Raw genomic sequence first — 17,531 nt, 5'->3', positions numbered from 1 at the left:
AAGGAATATGATGAATGAAAATAGTTATTGTTCTTTGCCTGTTACCTTTATTAGCGCTTAGTAGCTGTGCACTAAGTGAAGATCTATCTCCGCCACCGGATGGTAAAACTGTAAAAATTGCCGTCGTTAAACCCGCAGATGTAGATATTCTGCCGATGGATGTGATTTATCGCTCGGAAAAATGCAGGGACAAAATATTTACCTCAACAGGAGCGATAACTTCCCGGGCTGGTTATCACCTGCTTACCGTTCCTTTTAATCCGGAAAAAGGGAACAATATAGTGAGTAACAATATTGCGCTTGATGGCGGCGGCAAATGTGGGTGGACACTCAGCAATATTCGTTTTCAGTTTAAGTTTAGTGATATGACGAAGTTTGGTGCGGATATTAAAAAAAATATTTCTAATGATATTGTTTTTGTTTTTGATAAAAACGCCCCACCTCGTGGGGATGGGCACTATGAAAATATACTTAGCGATATTGTAATTAAACAGGATTATTACCCCCTTATTAGAAATGATCGGATGATAGATCATGCTAAAATCCTTAGGCTAATTAATAAAGATATGCTGACTTATAAAGTTAGTGATTCAAAAAGTATTCTTTTTGAGCCTAACGTCCACTCTGATAAGGTTGTTAATGTGTTAGGACCAGAGAAATTTGGTGAGGATTCTATAACCACATATCCTGATGGTACTCAAACAACTAACGCAAAAGGTCCCGACCCGCTTAATTTTGAAAAACTAAAATTGATAAAATAAATTTAGCAACTTTAAAAAATTAACCAATATCTAAATAGTATTGCGTCATTCTTAAACACAAAGACGCAAAGAGTTCTGAGACGCATTCGAAAAACAGATGTCAGATGCCGGCATCCCGGATAATGAACAGGAAAGAAACCGGCTGTTTGCCGCGTTGTAGAGCCTGCGCTGGAGCGCTTCCGTAAAAAAAAGGAATATGATGAATGAAAATAGCTAATGTTCTTTTCCTGTTACCTTTATTAGCGCTTAGTAGCTGTGCACTAAGTGAAGATCTATCTCCGCTACCGCATGGTAAAACTGTAAAAATTGCCGTCGTTAAACCCGCAGATATAGATATTCTGCCGATGGATGTGATTTATCGCTCGGAAAAATGCAGGGACAAAATATTTACCTCAACAGGAGCGATAACTTCCCGGGCTGGTTATCACCTGCTTACCGTTCCTTTTAATCCGGAAAAAGGGAACAATATAGTGAGTAACAATATTGCTCTTGATGGTGGCGGCCAGTGTGAGTGGAAATTAAGCAACATAAAATTTGATTTTCAATATCATAACATGCAAAAATTTGGGGGAGGGGTTAAGAAAAATATACCCGGTGATATTGTTTTTGTTTTTGATAAAAATGCACCTCCTCGGGGAGATGGGAATTATGATGATGTTTGTGGTGTTATAGAAATACAAAAGAATTACTACCCTTTAATTAGAAGAAAAAATACAGATGAGGATGTGTTAATTCTTAGTGTGCAAGGGCAACCCATGCTGACTTATCGTGTTCATGAAGCAAATAGTATTGTATTCATTCCTGTTTTCCATTCTGATATGGTTGTTAACGCAACCCCACCCAAAAATAAAGGTGATGGATACACTCTCTCTTACCCTAATGGAGAGAAAATAATAGATCATCGCTTTTCAAACTCAGAAAAAATGAAATATGACTTCGTTAAACAGAAAAGCCATTAAAATATTTATAATAGAAATATCGAGGTAAATAAAATATGTCTAAAGGTTTCGTGTTGCTCGGCGATAAAACCACTCACGGTGGTGAAGTAATTTCTGCATCATCGACTATGGTCGTCAATGGTAAAAAGGTAGCTCTTATCGGTGACGAAATAAGTTGCCCGGTAGAAGGTCACGGTACTAATCAGATCATTGAAGGTTCACCGGAATGGTCATCCGATGGCAAAGCAATTGTAGTGGATGGTTGCCATTGTGAATGTGGTTGCCAGGTAATGTCTAGCGCACCGGATTGTGCAATAGGATAAGTTATGGGCTGGGAACGTCAGAAATCCACCGTTGCAGATTTGCCCGAGGAACCCTCTCTTATTCTGTGGTTTATTGGTGGTGTCGCTACTCTGGTGGTCGGAGTGTTGTTATTTGTGCTTCATGTAAATCAGTTATCGGGACCTCTGCAACAATATAACCCGTGGTCTGTTGCAGCAGGTCCGGTGCTTGTCTGGTTTTTCCTCCTTTGCTTGCGTGGCTGGCGTTATAACAGCGCTTTTGAAAAGCATAGATTTGAATCGGATGAAGCAACTTATGCCCAGCAGCAATGGACCGCCTGGGCAGGGCGTCATATGGCTGTACTGCAAAGTGGTGTCATTCTACCCGGATTCTTGACCCCTGCGACGCTACTTCAGGCTCCTGCGGAACTTGAGCAACATGTTAAACAAGTCAGGCGTATCAGCCTTCAGAAAAATAAAAATGGACTTTCTTTATTGATCAATAGTGTACGCGAGATGATAGATCAACTTCCTGTTGATTTACCCCTCAGCGTAGCATTGCTGACGGACTCCCGGAGCGAAGAAGCAACACTGCAGAAGTTCTTTTCTGAAACCTGGCAGCAAAATATAACTTCTGACCGCCCGGTTCCTTTGGTGGAAATTCTGAAATCAAAATCTTTCCTCTCAATTGATGAGCGGCTGAAGTCACCGACACTCTCTGTGGAGCTTATCCTCATCCATCAAATGGAAGGGAAAGATCGGTACAGCGATGCTCTGGCTACTCTATTACTGGCCTCTGATGATGTTACCGCAAGGTATCAGTTAAGCCATAGTGCTCGCATCCTTCGGCCAATGTCTTTAGGCACGTCTGCTCTTCATGATGAGCTCACCATGTTTTTTTCCACACAGACTCAGGCGAACTCCACACGCTGTATTATAGGTGATCGGGTCGGTTGGGGAGACAGCTTTTCTACATTGTTGAATGTCAGTAAAGAATATGGCGGGAGCTGGAAAGCTGATCAACTTCACTGGCTGGAGAATCATGTCGGCATAAGTGGCCCCTTTTCTCCATGGGTGATGGCTGCGTTCTCCAGTGGCGTGGCAGGTCTTCAACATGCTGATTGCCTGGTGCTTTCTGGAGACGAAGAACAGAGTTTTATTACTACCGTGACAACAGGGAATCAAAATAATGACAACGGATAGTTCAGTGTGGCGCGGAGGCTGGAGTGGTTACGGTTTAACGGCGGTGATTGCTGCAGCAGTAGCCTGGTGCGTCTGGCATTATGGGAACAGAATTGGCTTGAATACCACGGGAATGAAATGCCTTGGCTTTGCAGGAGCCATGATCCTCCTGATGTTATTTCGACATGGAAAAATCATCGGGCTGGCAGTTCAACAACGCTGGCACCGCTTCCAGGCAAAACGCAAGGATGAATTGCCGGATGACGAATCCCGAATAGCACAAACTCCTCCCCGCAACGTCACCGTCGCTGAAATCCGTGAATCTATGCGTAATCTTTATGGTCGTAGCTGGACACGCAAAGTCCGCATCCTGCTTATCACGGGCACGGCTGGTGAGGTGGAGCAGTTAACTCCCGGGTTAACCACTCAATACTGGCAGGAAGATCGCGGCACATTGCTGCTGTGGGGCGGGGATCTCAATACGCCCGCAGACAGTGCCTGGTTAACTGCGCTGCGCAAACTGCGCCGCCGTCCGGTGGATGGCATGGTGTGGGTCACTTCAGCGTTTGACCAGCTCTCAGCCCCCGGACTGGAACGACCGCTGCCGGTTCCATCTGAAAGCACCATGGATACGCTGGCGCATGCCATCAGCGATCATATGGATGTGCTGGGCTGGAAGCTTCCGTTGTATGTCTGGTCCCTGCACCCGCGCGCTGGTAAGCAGGAAGGACGCATTACTCAGGCGACCGGTTGTCTGTTGCCTGCCGGTTGTCGCACCGAAGGGCTGGCAGAACAACTGTCCGCCCTGACGCCGGACTTGACCTCGCAGGGCCTGCAGCAGACCTGCGGCGAGGTGAAACATAACTTCCTGCTGATGCTTGCCGACCAGCTTAGCCGCGAACCGGAGAGCGTGACTGCGCCGCTGTCGGTGTTGCTCAATCCGTACCGTCCGCTGCCGCTAGCGGGCGTGGTGTTCAGTCAGGTTTCTGCCGGTGCTGAACGTGCTGTGCAGCACCACTGGGGCAGAGATAAGCGCTGGGATGTGTTACCCGATTCTGTCCGCGACCTTCCCGCCGATCTTCGTCCGCGTCAGCCCGGTATCCGCTGGTGGCGGGTCATGCTTTATGTACTTGCGCTGTTGATGGTGTTGTGGGGCGCCTGGATGGTGGTTTCCTTTATCAACAACCGTAACCTGATTGTCAGCGCGCAGACGCAGGCTGCACAGGCCTCAGAGCAAAAGCAGCCGCTGGCTGACCGTCTACTGGCGTTGTCAGCATTACAGAAAACACTGGCCCGCCTGCAGTACCGCTCAGAGCAGGGAGCCCCTTGGTATAAGCGTGCCGGTCTCAACCGTAATGATGAACTGCTTACCGCCCTTTGGCCTCGCTATCGCGACAGCGCACAACCGCTGTTACGTGATGCGGCCGCTGACCATCTGACAGCGCAACTGGATGCGTTTGTTTCATTGCCGCCGGACAGTCCCTTGCGTGAGAAAATGGCAAAAACCACCTATGACCAGCTTAAACTTTACCTGATGCTGGCCCGCCCGAAACATATGGATGCGGCCTGGTTCAGCACCGCGCTGCTGCATGACTGGCCGAAGCGTGAGGGTGTGAAAGACAGTATCTGGCAAGGCCTGGCCCCGTCGCTGCTGTCGTTTTATGGCGCACAGCTGGTCACACATCCTGAGTGGATACTGCGGGCTGATGAAAACAGGGTCAGCCAGGCGCGTTCCCTGCTGGTTCGCCTGATGGGCGTGCGTAACAGCGAATCGACCCTGTACCAGAAGATGCTCTCGCAGGTGGCACACCTCTATGTCGATATGCGCCTCGAAGACATGACCGGCGATACCGACGCCGGCCGCCTGTTCAGCACCACAGAAATCGTGCCGGGAATGTTTACCCGGCAGGCCTGGGAGCAGTCGGTACAGCCCGCGATACAGAAAGTGGTGAAAGCGCGCCGGGACGAACTCGACTGGGTACTCACTGACAGTAAGCGTCAGGTGAGTAAACAGGATGAAACCTCGCCGGAAGCGCTGAAAAAGCGCCTGATGGAGCGTTACTTTGCCGATTTTAGCAGCGCATGGCTGGCGTTTCTCAACAGCCTGCGGCTTAACCGCGCGGCCACGCTGTCTGACTCGATTGACCAGCTGACCCTGATGGCCGATGTACGTCAGTCGCCTCTGGTGGCGCTGATGAACACCCTGAACGTGCAGGGGCGCACCGGTCAGACCGGCGAAGCGATTTCGGATTCTCTGGTGAAGTCGGCGAAGAATCTGCTGGGTGGGGACAATAAGGATGCGATTGACCAGAGCGCTGGCGTTCACGGTCCGCTGGACGCGACCTTTGGCCCGGTGCTGGCGCTGATGGACAAAACCCGCTCTGGCACGCAGCTCCAGAGCCTCCAGTCTTATCTGACCCGGGTGACGCAGGTGCGCCTGCGCCTGCAACAGGTGACCAACGCGGCCGACCCGCAGGCCATGACCCAGACCCTTGCTCAGACGGTATTCCAGGGCAAGGCGGTCGACCTGACCGAAATCCGTGACTACGGCAGCCTGATTGCCGCCGGCCTCGGGCAGGAGTGGAGCGGTTTTGGGCAGACAGTATTTGTGAACCCGTTGGAGCAGGCCTGGCAGCAGGTACTGACGCCGGCAGCAGACAGCCTGAACGCCCAGTGGCAACAGGCGGTGGTCAGCGACTGGAACAGTGCTTTCGGTGGGCGCTATCCCTTCAGTGATGCCAGCAGTGAGGTTTCCCTGCCGTTACTGGCGAAATACCTGAATACCGACTCGGGCCGTATTGCCCAGTTCCTGCAGACGCGGCTTAAAGGCGTGCTGCACCGGGAAGGGAGTCGCTGGGTGCCAGACAGCATGAATTCACAGAGGCTCACGTTTAACCCGGCCTTTCTGAAGGCCATTAACACGCTGAGCCGACTCTCTGACGTTGCCTTCCCGCAGGGCAATGCCGGGATGCATTTCGAACTGCGTCCGGGCACGGCGAGTGGGGTGATGCAGACCGACATGATTATCGACAGCCAGAAACTCACCTACGTGAATCAGATGCCAGCATGGAAACGCTTTAGCTGGCCTGCGGATACCGAAGCGCCGGGCGCGACATTAAGCTGGATAAGTACCCAGGCCGGCACCCGTCTGTATGCCGATGTTCCGGGGGCCTGGGGGTGGATACGCCTACTGGATAAGGCCTCTGTCAGCGACAATTCGGGCGTGGCCAGTAGCTACAACCTGCGTTGGAAAGCGCAGGACGGGCGCAACCTCAATTACACGTTGCGTACCGAAGCCGGAGAAGGTCCGCTGGCTTTGCTTAAGCTGCGCAACTTCCGCCTGCCGGAGAAGATTTTTAGTGTGGATACCTCGCAGATGCAGGCTTCCTTGTCAGGGTCAGACGCAGAGGAGATGTACTGATGCCATCACTTCATTCCCTACTCAGTGCCTGCCAGGCAGAACAGGTGTCGTTACTACAGCAGACGCGGGAGCGGGTTGCGCTGTGGGGCAACTGGCTGCTGCCGGTGTCCGGCACTTCACCGGCCGGAGAGGACCCCAGCTATGACGATGATTTCCAGCAGATGCGAGAAGAGGTCAATAAGCTCACCGGTGCGGACACGGAACTCGTCTGCCGGCTTGCCGAGAAACTGCTCACCACCACGGCAAAAGATATCCGGGTCGCCACCTACTACTGCTGGGCGAAACTGCACCGGGAAGGTGAGGGTGGGCTTGCTGACGGACTGGAACTGCTGGCCGGGTTGCTGGAACGTTTTGGTGCACAACTGCATCCCCGGCGTGAACGTAGCCGCAAAGCCGCACTCGAATGGTTAGCGGGTTCACGGATGGTGGACAGCCTGTCCCTTTATCCGGAAGTGGTCAGGAGCGATGCGTGCCGTACTGTGGGCGCACTTTTACTGATGGCGCAGTTAGCTGGAAAGGAGCCGGAGGAAAGCAGGCCACAGCTGGGCGGTTTGTACAGCGCGCTGGCCTCCCGCCTGGTGAGTGCCGGCGGTGTTAATGCCGTCGTCCCGCAGAACGCCAGTGACGCGACAGCTTCTTCTTCAGCTCCCCACGGTCACACACCTGAACTGGGCCGCATCACCTCCGGGCAGGATTTGCTGGCACAGGGGCGTACATTAACCGCTTACCTTCAGGAACAGCCCGGCGGCTGGCTTGCTGCACACCACCTGATGAAAAGCTTGCGACACGACACGCTGGCGGAACTGCCTGTGATGGCGGGTGACGGGCGTACCCGCATTGAGCCGCCCAAAGCGGACCAGCGCGCGCTGCTTAAACGCCTGTACCTGCAGCAGAGCTGGAGCGAAATACTGGAGCAGGCCGACAGCCTGTTCTCTCGCGGTGCCAATCACCTGTGGCTCGACCTGCAGTGGTATATCCATCAGGGGCTGGTGAAGTCGGGTCAGAGTGTGCTGGCTGACATGATTGCCGCCGACCTGAAAGGGCTACTGACTCGTCTGCAGGGACTTGAAACGCTGGCCTTTAATGATGGTACCCCGTTCGCAGATGAAGTGACCCAAAGCTGGATACAGCAGAGTGTTATGGAGTCAACCAGCGCCTGGGATGGTGGAGTGACCGCCGTCCCGGACAGCAGCGCTGACAGCGATATTCTGCAACTGGAACCGGAAGCACTCGCCCTTGCTGACAGTGACGGCACTGAGGCGGCGCTGAACTGGCTGCAGAACCGGCCTGGTATTACCACCGCCCGCCAGAAATGGCTGGTGCGCCTGCTGATGGGACGTATTGCGGAGCAGTACGGTAAAAATGAGCTGGCGACACACCTGTTCTCTGAACTGGGTTCACAGGCGGAGGGGTTGACACTTGCGCAGTGGGAACCTGGGCTGTTGTTTGAAGTGCGTGCGCGTCATCTGAAACTGCTGCGTATGAAAGCCGGGCGCAGTGAAAGCGACAAAACCCGTCTGCAGCCGGAAATGGAACACCTGCTTGCCGGACTGATAGCACTCGATCCGGTGCGGGCGGCTGTGTTGTGTGGCTAACGGTTACCAATTTTTTTGAATATGCCAGATGTTTTATGGAAGTTAAAATAAATGAAAATCGTAAAAATGGTTGCCTGTTTAGGTGCTTTGCTACTGCTTTCGGGTTGCACTGTAGTGTTGTGGGGCGGGAACAAAGTTGCTGACAAACGTACGGAAAAACATGTACAGGTTCAGGATAATGTCGATGGGGTATTTCAGTATAAAAACCTTGCAGCATCAGTTTTACAGGGAGAATCCAAAATCACACTGGATATACCCCCGGAAGGGATCGCTTTTTTGGGAGAAAAAAACATTTATATTCTGACCCGAGGAGCAACAGAACTCATGTCCTTAGATAAGATCTCGACCTTGGTAGCTCTGGTTTCAGGTTTTGAAAAATATGATGGTGTAAGGCTAAAGCTCACATCTTCCGGAAAAGATGATGCTGTAATGCATTTTTCTGACACCCTTGTGGTTTGGGTTGATAAAAGTTACGGCCGTATTTCTGATTACGAGCTTAATATTATTAAGTCGGCAGGTTTTTGGAACAATGGTGGCAGGTATGTTAAACAAGTACATATAGAAGGCGTTATTATTCCCAGAGGGAAGAATAATAATATATTCAGTAAAACGGATTTTTTGGATAAGAAACACAAAGTTCAATTTTATTCAGAGGATAACTCAACTAACTTCCATCCCTTAAATTTGGCGACAAACGTAGTGTTAACACCCTTCACTGCCGTTGCTGATATTATTTTTTTTCCGATATCTCTCCGTTTATTAGGGCTCATCAGTAACCCTTCTGTACATTAAAGCCTGGACTTTTATGGACGACTTAACCCTGCGTTATTACGATGCGGAAATGCGCTATCTGCGTGAAGCCGCGAAAGAATTTGCTCAGACGCACCCGGACCGGGCAGCCATGCTTGACCTCGATAAGGTGGGGACACCCGATCCGTATGTGGAGCGCCTGTTTGAAGGCTTTGCCTTCTCGATGGGGCGGCTGCGCGAGAAAATTGATGATGATCTGCCGGAACTGACCGAAGGGCTGGTCAGCATGCTCTGGCCCCACTATCTGAGGACCATTCCGTCGCTGTCCGTGGTCGCGTTCACCCCCGAGTTACCGTCAATGAAAATGGCCGAACGGGTGCCGGCCGGGCTTGAGGTTCACTCACAACCCATCGGGCCCAAAAACAGCATCTGCCGCTACCGGACCACCCGCGACCTGATGCTCAATCCGCTCAGCGTGTCCGGTGTCACTATGACGACCGAGCCGGACGGTCGTTCACTGCTGCGGATAAGCTTTGCCTGCAGCCAGCAGGCCGACTGGTCGCAGGCTGATTTGAGCCGTCTGAGTCTCTATCTGTCGGCAGAGACACCGGTCAGTAGCCATCTGCACCTGATGCTCACCCGACGGCAGGCGGCCATGTATATGCGTCTGCCGGGGCAGACTGACCGCATCCATATTGATGGCTATTTTTCGCCGGGCGGTTTTGGTGAAGAAGAGGGGTTGTGGCCTAAAGGTGATACCGCATTCAGCGGTTACCAGCTGCTGCTGGAGTATTTCACCTTCCGTGAAAAATTCATGTTCGTCCATCTTAACGGACTGGAGGGCATTACGCCTCCAGCGGGTGTGGCGTACTTTGATATTGAAGTGGTACTGAGTCTGCCATGGCCATCAGACCTGCCGGTTACGGATGACGCCCTTCGTCTGCACTGTGTTCCCGTAATCAACTTGTTCACGCTGGAGGCAGACCCGCTCACCATCACCGGGCTGGAAAGTGACTATCTGCTCAGACCCAAACGCCTGCAGGACGGGCATACCGAGATTTATACCGTTGATGCCGTGATGGGCTCTGGCCGTACCGGTGATGCCGAATATGTGCCGTTCAGCAGTTTTCGTCATAAAGGCGGCATGATGCGCCGACATGCCCCTCCGCGCTATTACCACACCCGCGTGAAGCGTGGGGTCACCGGCCTGCACGATACCTGGCTGATACTGGGCGGGCAACAGTGGGAGAACGACCGTAGCGTGGCAAGGGAAACGGTCTCCTTACGTATCACCGGTACCAACGGTCAGCTGCCGCGTCGTGCCCTACAGAGCACGCTACTTGACCGTTGTGAACAGGTGGTGCAGACAAACGTTTCCGTCAGAAACCTCTGCAAGCCCACGCTGCCGGTGTATCCGCCGGCGGAAGACCGTTTTCACTGGCGCGTGCTCAGTCATTTGGGGGCGGGTTTTCTTAACATGATGAGCAGTGCAGAAGTGCTGCGCGGTACGCTGGCGCTGTACAACTGGCAGGAGGATGAGCTGAATAATCGTCGCCTTGAGGCCATACAGCACGTGGAGCACCACCGTATTCAGCGCTTTGAGGACGGTTTCCTGCTGCGCGGTCTCGATATCGAGGTGACGCTCGACGGCAACGGCTTTACCGGCGAAGGGGACGTGCATCTGTTCGGGGAGCTGCTCAACCGTTTCTTTGCCCTCTATACCGATATGAATCAGTTTAACCAGCTCACGCTGATTGTTCAGCCAGAAGGAAAATGCATCCGGTGGAAAGAGAATCACTGTCCGCGCCTGCCCGGCTGATGGCACAGCTGGGTGACCGGCTGCCACACACCCACTTCTACCGTTTCTGCCAGCTGCTGGAACAAAGCCAGCCGGACCAGCCGGTTATCGGCAGTCACTGGCAGGTCCGTCACGAGCCGGTACGCTTCCGTCCGCATCCGGGAATGGGCTTCCCGGCATCGGAAATCAAAGGGCTGGAGTTACCGGAACAGCCGCATCTGCCACCGACCGTCAGGGTGACCTTTATGGGGCTCTACGGGGTGGAGTCGCCGCTGCCCACGCATTATATCGACGATATCACCCAAAGGCGGGAAGGGCATGAGGCTACGGCGGATTTCCTCGATATCTTCAATCATCGTCTAATTGCCCAGTATTACCGCATCTGGCGCAAGTACTCGTATCCGGCCACGTTTGAGGCCGGGGGAAAAGACAGGACTTCGCAATACTTGTTAGGTCTGGCGGGGCTTGGCATCGATGGTTGTGCAGAAAGCATCGCCACACCGATCTCCCGCTTCCTTGCACTGCTGCCGGTGATGTTGCTGCCGGGCCGCACCGCAGAAGGCATGATCTCGCTGGTGAGTCTGCTCGCACCGGATACCCGGGCGCAGGTCTGGCACCATGACCGGCGGCGTATTGCGCTGAAAAAGCCGCTGGCGATGAGTGTCCGTCAGCCGGTCAGCCTGAAGGGCCGCCCGGTCATGGGGGCATACGGGACTGACGTTAACAGTCAGGTGTTGATGCGTCTCACCAGCACCAATCCGGCAGAAATCAGAGGCTGGCTACCGGGCGGCGTCTTGCACACTGACCTGATGGCATTACTGCATGTTTATCTGGGGGCTCGCCTGGATGTCCGCCTGCAGTTGTGCGTGGACAGAACTCTGCTGCCCGATGCCCGAATGTGCAGCACACCCGGTTCTGCCGATGCGCAACTGGGACGCACGGCGGTAATGAAGCCGCTGGGAGCCGCAGGGGTACAGACAAACAAAAACCTCATTATCAATCTGGGGCGCTATGAGCGTGTTCAGGAAAACATTTATCGAAGGGAGGCCGATGAAGATGGCGATTATCACTGGTAAAGCCATGCGACTGGTTCTGTCGTCAGGATTTATGCTGCTGCTTGCTGGCTGTGGACTGACCCAGAAAGTGACCGACGGCACGGTGGCCGTGACCCAATCTATTTTTTATAAGCAGGTGAAAACCCTGCATCTTGATATCCGCACCCGTGAAGCGGTGAACAATAATGCCCGCGGGGAGGCACTTGCCACCGTGGTGCGTATTTACCAACTGAAAGACCGTAAAGCATTTGATAGTACGGATTACTCGTCCCTTTTCGCCGATGACAGTCAGGCTCTTAAGGCGGACCTGTTGGCAGCGAAAGATATTCACCTGCGGCCAGGCAGCGCAGTGATGGTGGATATGCCGATGGACGAGCACGCGCAGTATGTGGCGATAGCGGGGATGTTTATGTCCCCTGACACCATGAATAACACCTGGCGGATGGTGCTCTCCCGCAATGAGCTTGACCCGGATAAGCCGCGCATCATCGAAGCGGGTGATAACCGCCTGACGCTCATACCCGTGAGGGATGACTGATATGCCGCGCCCGTCTTTGTACGAGATATTGTACGGTAACTTCATCGGTGAGCTCGATTTACATCAGGTCAGCGAAGAAAACCAAGTCATTTTGTCCGTTCTCGATAACATGCAGCGCATCCTCAACTGCCGTGCCGGTACGCTGGCCCATCTCCCCGATTATGGCCTGCCGGATATGACGAAAATCCTGCAGGGCATGCCGGGTACGGCCCACCAGTTGATGGGTACGCTTTCAGGCGTACTGTTGAAGTACGAGCCGCGCTTGAAAAACGTTGACGTGGTGATACTGGAGCAGACTCAGCCCGGCGAATTACGTTATGCCATCGACGCAGAGCTGAAAGGCTTCGGGTTGGTGCGTTATGGCACGGAGTTTATGCCTGAGGGGAAAATACTGCTGCGGCACCTGAAGCAACAGCAGCTTATTGACCAGCAGGCCTTTTAATCATAGTGCGCAATAGCGGCTAAACAGACATAAAAAATACAAATGAAAATTAAGGGAATAACGCGTGGCACGAAGAAAAAAAGATGATAATGCGCTGGGCGTAATTCTGGTTATTCTTGGCGTTATCGCCTGGGGGATTTACGTCGCGGTAAGAGCACTGATTAACGTTAATGAGCGCTTTATTGATTCGGTATCAACGCCAGCCGGAATTATTGCTACCTTCTTTGGCGCCAGCTCTGGGGAAAACGCTGCACGACCATCTGGAACGTTACCGCATCAACTGGATTAACTTACGTAAAGAGTTTTTCCGCGTAGAGCTCAGCAAAATCATTAACGAGGTGGAACGTCACCACGGGCGGGTTGAATACATTGCTGACCCAATGGCACTGCAGTATCTGCAGAGTCTCGACTATGCAGAAAGCGAAGCCGCATAAACGATAACCTTCAATAGCTCCCGGTACGACAAATGGACAACTGGTCATGAATGACATCCCCCCACGTAAAATAAAAACCGGTGGCGACCCACGCACGCTTCCGGATTATACCGCCCTGCGCGAAGAACTGAGCAAACTGACGCATCCGGCGCGCCCGGATGTGAACTGGCGTTATGCCGAAAAACTTTGTCTTTCGCTGTTTGAACAAAATGGTGTGGAGTTACAGACAGCGGCCTGGTACACGCTGGCCCGTACGCAACAAGCCGGTCTGCTCGGTCTGAACGAAGGTCTGGCGATACTGGAGGCGCTGTTAAGCCATCAGTGGGGGACGCTGTGGCCGCAGCCAGTACATGCCCGCATGGAAATCCTCAGCAGTCTGAGTCAGCGTCTACAGCAACTGATGCGCTCGCTCCCGCTAAATTACAGCGACCTCAGCCAGTTGTATCGGGTGGAGCAACTGCTTACCAGTCTGGGGAAGGTGCTGCAGCGCCTGGAGCTTAAGCACCTGAGCCAGCTCGACACGCTGCGTACTCTGATGCATAACAGTGCTGTCCGGCTGGAAAAAAACAGTGTCGGTGCATCTGGTACTGGTGCACCCGGTGTTGTACTCCCCACAACGGGTATAAATAGCCCAGGAACATCCGTTGATACACTGCCAGGCATTCCAGATGCAGAGAAAAACGTGCCGAACAATGCGGTGAAGTGGGTGTATGTGGCGGAGCCGGAACAACAGCTAAATGTGGAAGTACTCTCGGCAATACCTGCACCGGTAAAAAAGTGGAAATCTTTCACTGCCGGGATGTGTTCCATGCTGGTGATAAGCATAGTCGCAGTGTGGAGCTGGCAGTATCTTCACCGGTCAGACCCGCTACAGACTCAGTTTGCTGCTTCACTGGCTCCGTTACCCGCAACACTCACGCCTGCACAGTTGGATGTGATACGCCATCAATCGCCGCTTCCACAAACAGTAATAGCACAAACACAGCAGAAGCTTGCCCTGCTGGACCAGCTTCCGCCTGACTGGAATATTGACTACAGTCGACAACTTGTAGAACAGGCTCAGACTCTGTGGCCGGAACAGGCTAAGCCCCTGATACAGCATTGGCAACAACAGCTTAGTGCTGTCGCATTGCCAACAGAGCAGCTGAATGGCTGGTATCAGGGAATGACAATGCTACAAAAACTGAGTGACAGGCTAAACAGGCTTGATGAGCAGAAGGGTAAATACATGACGGTCAGTGAACTGAAGTCAGTAGTATTTTCAACTATGCAGTCGTTTAATCAGGCCATACCGGCTGAGGAGCAACTGCGGGTATTGTCAGAAAACCCTGCTGGAGTACCTTTACCTGCTGCTGCCAAGGCTCAACTGGAGATGCATCTGAAACAATTGACTGCCCGTTATGCTGAGATCAAACAGAACTTATCGGAATAAAAACGGTGCTAAGAATTATCAGTGATTCAGTTCGTTATTTTTTTGCCTGATGCAGACACATAAAGGTACAGGCCATTACCGTCTGAAACCCTGTAGGGCTTATCTTTCGGCTTAGCCGCGTCTGTCTGTTTAATGATGAGCAATGGGTAAAATTTCTTACCCGGAATTTTTACCCAGGCAAAAGACAGGCTGTCAACGAACTATGGCGAACTGCTATTTATGGGGGAGTGCTTTGTGAGTAGGGTTTGGCAAACGACTTCGGAAGGTGGCGAACCGTGGTATGGCGTCCCCTGCAGGGATCGAACCTGCAACTAGCCCTTAGGAGGGGCTTGTTATATCCATTTAACTAAGGAGACGTCGGCGGGCAGTATAGCGCAGTTATGCGCCAAATTAACCACGCCGAGGTGCGTTTGCTCATTCCATCGACAATTAGCCTTCAGACTGCTGTTTCTGGCGACGCTTCTCCTCTTTTTTCTTTTCTGCTCGCATCTTAGCTTTGGCTGTTTCGCTCATATCATTACGAATCTGTGCATGACTGATCAGGGCGAAAATCAATGTGCCGCCGGTAATATTACCCAGCAGGGTAGGTAAAGCAAAAGGCCAAAAGAACGCTTGCCACTCAATAGCGCCGCTAAACACTAAATAAAGCACTTCAACCGAACCTACCACAATGTGTGCCAGGTCGCCGAGCGCCACTAGCCACGTCATCATGACAATCACAAACAACTTAGCCGCACCTGCATAGGGAAACATCCATACCATGGTGGCGATGATCCAGCCGGAAATAACGGCATTGGCAAACATTTCACCCGGCGTATTTTCCATCACTTTTTGACTAATGACGGTAAATGCCTGACGCGTTGCATCATCAAAAATGGGCATTTCGGTAAAGGCTAATGCACCTAATGCTGTGCCAATCAGGTTACCGAGCAACACGATGCCCCACAAACGCAGCAGCAGACCAACATTGCTCATCGTGGGTTTGTGCATCACAGGCAAAACAGCGGTAACGGTGTTTTCAGTAAAAAGCTGCTGCCGCGCCATAATGACAATCACAAAACCGAAGGTATAACCCAGATTCTCGAGCAGAAATGCACCCGGTACGCCGTCGAGATGGACCTGGAAAATCCCTTTGGCCATCAGTGATGCACCCATTGATAAACCCGCGGCAATCGCTGACCACAACAAGGCCATACCGTCGCGTTCTAGCTCTTTCTCGCCATCCTGACGTATCTCTTCGTGAATGGCGGCGGCGCGGGAAGGGAGTGCTTCTTCATCTACTTCAATATCGGTGCCTTCTTCTTTTTCATCGCTATCAACATCGTTATGGCCGTGATCTATACCTGATGAACCCTTCATATTTTCTCCTGGTGACAATGCCAACGCGTAATAAGCGTAGACGTTTTTTGCCAATCAAAAATGTAACTGCATTCGCGAATAAGGGTAACAAGGTTTTAACGTTGCTGGATTTTTGGGCAGTTATTGATCTGATGCGCACGAATACGCCCTTTGAGGTAGGACGCGGTGGCCGCTCAGACTTCGGCCCACAGCATCATTGTGGTATTATTCGCGCCTCATTTATCTGGTGCGATTCCCCCTTCATGTTGGAAGTCATTAATCTTTCTTGCGTCCGCGACGAGCGTGCTCTTTTTCATGAGCTGACCTTTTCTGTGGCGGCAGGCGATATCGTGCAAATTGAAGGGCCGAATGGCGCGGGTAAAACTTCTTTGTTGCGTCTGCTGGCGGGATTAAGCCGCGCTGAGCAGGGCGACGTAATGTGGCAATTACAGCCTATTCGCCAACAGCGCGAAATATGGCATCAGGCGATGCTTTATCTCGGCCATCATCCTGGCGTAAAAGCGGTATTGTCGCCGCTGGAAAATCTGCGTTTTTACCATCGCGATTGCGATGACGAGCTAATTTTTGATGCACTGGAAAGCGTTGAATTGCTGGGTTACGAAGAGGTGCCGGTGGCGCAACTTTCCGCAGGACAACAGCGTCGTGTGGCCCTGGCCAGATTATGGTTAAGTCACGCTTCGCTGTGGATTTTAGATGAACCGTTAACCGCCATCGACAAAGCGGGTGTAGAAAAATTAATGGCGAAATTTGCTCAACATGCCGATAACGGAGGCGCGGTCATTCTGACCACGCATCAGGATCTGCCAGACAGCCTTGCACGCGTGCGTAAGATTCGCCTGAGCGGTGCGGAGTGACGTGATGCTAATCCGTGTTATCCAGCGCGAGCTGCGTATTGCCTTTCGCAGCGGCGCAGAAGTGATTAACCCGCTGTGGTTTTTCCTGATTGTGATTACGCTGTTCCCGCTGGGCATTGGGCCCGATCCGCAACAGTTAGCGCGCATCGCGCCGGGTGTCGCTTGGGTGGCTGCCTTGCTAGCCTCGCTGCTGGCGCTGGAGCGCTTGTTCCGCGATGACTTTATGGATGGTTCGCTGGAACAGTTATTGCTGTTGCCCACGCCGTTGCCGCTGACCGTGGTTGGCAAAGTCATTGCCCACTGGCTGGTCACTGGCTTGCCGCTGATTGTGTTATCACCGCTGGCGGCGTTGCTGTTATCTCTGGATTTTCGCGGCTGGAGCGCAATGGCGCTGACCCTGCTGCTGGGAACGCCAACCCTGAGTTTTTTGGGTGCGATTGGCGTCGGATTAACGGTAGGACTGCGTCGCGGCGGCGTGTTGCTTAGCCTGCTGGTATTACCGCTGGCGATTCCCGTTTTAATTTTTGCCAGCGCAGCGATTGATGCGGCAGGGCAGGGATTACCCATCAGCGGTTATCTGGCGATCCTTGGCGCAATGCTGGTGGCGAGCGCCACCCTGGCCCCTTTTGCTACCGCCGCAGCGCTGCGCATTACGCTGCATTAAATTGCGCACGCCTTAGACGTGTCGATA

16 protein-coding genes, 1 tRNA gene and 2 pseudogenes are annotated in these 17,531 nt (G+C 52.6%); 16 read left to right on the top strand and 3 right to left on the bottom strand.

Annotated elements, in window-relative coordinates; all coding sequences use genetic code 11:
* Positions 1-14: 14 nt before the first annotated feature.
* From ACF2G4_RS08935 to ACF2G4_RS08870, 14 genes and pseudogenes are all read left to right on the top strand, one after another.
* Positions 15-761 (top strand): hypothetical protein, encoded by a 747-nt coding sequence (locus ACF2G4_RS08935; protein WP_409075900.1) that lies wholly within the window; start codon positions 15-17, stop codon positions 759-761.
* 203 nt (positions 762-964) lie between these two features.
* Complete coding sequence (locus tag ACF2G4_RS08930) at positions 965-1,720, top strand: hypothetical protein (RefSeq protein WP_409075899.1); 756 nt, start codon at positions 965-967, stop codon at positions 1,718-1,720.
* 35 nt (positions 1,721-1,755) lie between these two features.
* The gene (locus ACF2G4_RS08925; protein ID WP_409075898.1) at positions 1,756-2,022 is read left to right on the top strand and encodes a PAAR domain-containing protein; all 267 of its coding nucleotides are present in this window, start codon (positions 1,756-1,758) and stop codon (positions 2,020-2,022) included.
* A 3-nt stretch (positions 2,023-2,025) separates the two neighbouring features.
* A complete protein-coding gene (locus ACF2G4_RS08920) occupies positions 2,026-3,183 on the top strand; it encodes a hypothetical protein (RefSeq protein WP_409075897.1) in 1,158 nt (385 codons plus the stop codon).
* Entirely contained in the window at positions 3,170-6,583 is a 3,414-nt protein-coding gene (locus ACF2G4_RS08915) for an ImcF-related family protein (RefSeq protein ID WP_409075896.1), read from the top strand. The genes ACF2G4_RS08920 and ACF2G4_RS08915 overlap by 14 nt, the downstream gene beginning before the upstream one ends.
* Complete coding sequence (gene tssA, locus ACF2G4_RS08910) at positions 6,583-8,178, top strand: type VI secretion system protein TssA (RefSeq protein ID WP_409075895.1); 1,596 nt, start codon at positions 6,583-6,585, stop codon at positions 8,176-8,178. The genes ACF2G4_RS08915 and tssA overlap by 1 nt, the downstream gene beginning before the upstream one ends.
* 51 nt (positions 8,179-8,229) lie before the next feature.
* On the top strand, positions 8,230-8,970 hold the full coding sequence (locus ACF2G4_RS08905; protein WP_409075894.1) for a hypothetical protein: 741 nt from the start codon (positions 8,230-8,232) through the stop codon (positions 8,968-8,970).
* Between the two features lie 13 nt (positions 8,971-8,983).
* Positions 8,984-10,747 (top strand): type VI secretion system baseplate subunit TssF, encoded by a 1,764-nt coding sequence (gene tssF, locus ACF2G4_RS08900; RefSeq protein ID WP_409075893.1) that lies wholly within the window; start codon positions 8,984-8,986, stop codon positions 10,745-10,747.
* A complete protein-coding gene (gene tssG, locus ACF2G4_RS08895) occupies positions 10,702-11,802 on the top strand; it encodes a type VI secretion system baseplate subunit TssG (RefSeq protein ID WP_409075892.1) in 1,101 nt (366 codons plus the stop codon). The genes tssF and tssG overlap by 46 nt, the downstream gene beginning before the upstream one ends.
* On the top strand, positions 11,783-12,319 hold the full coding sequence (gene tssJ / locus ACF2G4_RS08890; RefSeq protein WP_409075968.1) for a type VI secretion system lipoprotein TssJ: 537 nt from the start codon (positions 11,783-11,785) through the stop codon (positions 12,317-12,319). Before tssG ends, tssJ begins: the two co-directional genes overlap by 20 nt.
* The gene (gene tssE, locus ACF2G4_RS08885; protein WP_409075891.1) at positions 12,312-12,761 is read left to right on the top strand and encodes a type VI secretion system baseplate subunit TssE; all 450 of its coding nucleotides are present in this window, start codon (positions 12,312-12,314) and stop codon (positions 12,759-12,761) included. Before tssJ ends, tssE begins: the two co-directional genes overlap by 8 nt.
* 64 nt (positions 12,762-12,825) lie before the next feature.
* Positions 12,826-13,050: a hypothetical protein gene (locus ACF2G4_RS08880; RefSeq protein WP_409075992.1), complete on the top strand. Its 225-nt coding sequence runs from the start codon at positions 12,826-12,828 to the stop codon at positions 13,048-13,050.
* Positions 12,989-13,195: pseudogene (locus ACF2G4_RS08875) on the top strand (GIY-YIG nuclease family protein); the annotation flags it as partial. The gene ACF2G4_RS08880 and the pseudogene ACF2G4_RS08875, both read left to right, overlap by 62 nt.
* A 46-nt stretch (positions 13,196-13,241) precedes the next feature.
* Positions 13,242-14,627, top strand: coding sequence for a VasL domain-containing protein (locus ACF2G4_RS08870; RefSeq protein WP_409075890.1), 1,386 nt, complete (start codon positions 13,242-13,244; stop codon positions 14,625-14,627).
* A gap of 35 nt (positions 14,628-14,662) precedes the next feature.
* Here the strand turns inward: ACF2G4_RS08870 and ACF2G4_RS08865 are convergent.
* The 3 genes and pseudogenes from ACF2G4_RS08865 to ACF2G4_RS08855 form a co-directional block, all read right to left on the bottom strand.
* Positions 14,663-14,770: pseudogene (locus tag ACF2G4_RS08865) on the bottom strand (integrase); the annotation flags it as partial.
* 138 nt (positions 14,771-14,908) lie between these two features.
* Positions 14,909-14,983: transfer RNA gene (locus ACF2G4_RS08860), tRNA-Arg, on the bottom strand.
* Positions 14,984-15,056: 73 nt separating this feature from the next.
* Positions 15,057-15,986: a formate/nitrite transporter family protein gene (locus ACF2G4_RS08855; protein WP_409075889.1), complete on the bottom strand. Its 930-nt coding sequence runs from the start codon at positions 15,984-15,986 to the stop codon at positions 15,057-15,059.
* Positions 15,987-16,228: 242 nt separating this feature from the next.
* Here ACF2G4_RS08855 and ccmA point away from each other — a divergent pair, with 242 nt between their 5' ends.
* Both ccmA and ccmB read left to right on the top strand, forming a co-directional pair.
* Complete coding sequence (ccmA, locus tag ACF2G4_RS08850) at positions 16,229-16,840, top strand: cytochrome c biogenesis heme-transporting ATPase CcmA (protein ID WP_409075967.1); 612 nt, start codon at positions 16,229-16,231, stop codon at positions 16,838-16,840.
* Positions 16,841-16,844: 4 nt separating this feature from the next.
* Complete coding sequence (ccmB, locus tag ACF2G4_RS08845) at positions 16,845-17,504, top strand: heme exporter protein CcmB (RefSeq protein WP_243077490.1); 660 nt, start codon at positions 16,845-16,847, stop codon at positions 17,502-17,504.
* Positions 17,505-17,531: the final 27 nt, after the last annotated feature.

Origin of the sequence: Pantoea phytostimulans, from assembly GCF_046118715.1 — a bacterium.
GTDB classification, from domain to species: domain Bacteria; phylum Pseudomonadota; class Gammaproteobacteria; order Enterobacterales; family Enterobacteriaceae; genus Pantoea; species Pantoea phytostimulans.
Note: the sequence above shows the minus strand (reverse complement) of the source record. Positions and strands in the feature narration are given on the sequence as shown.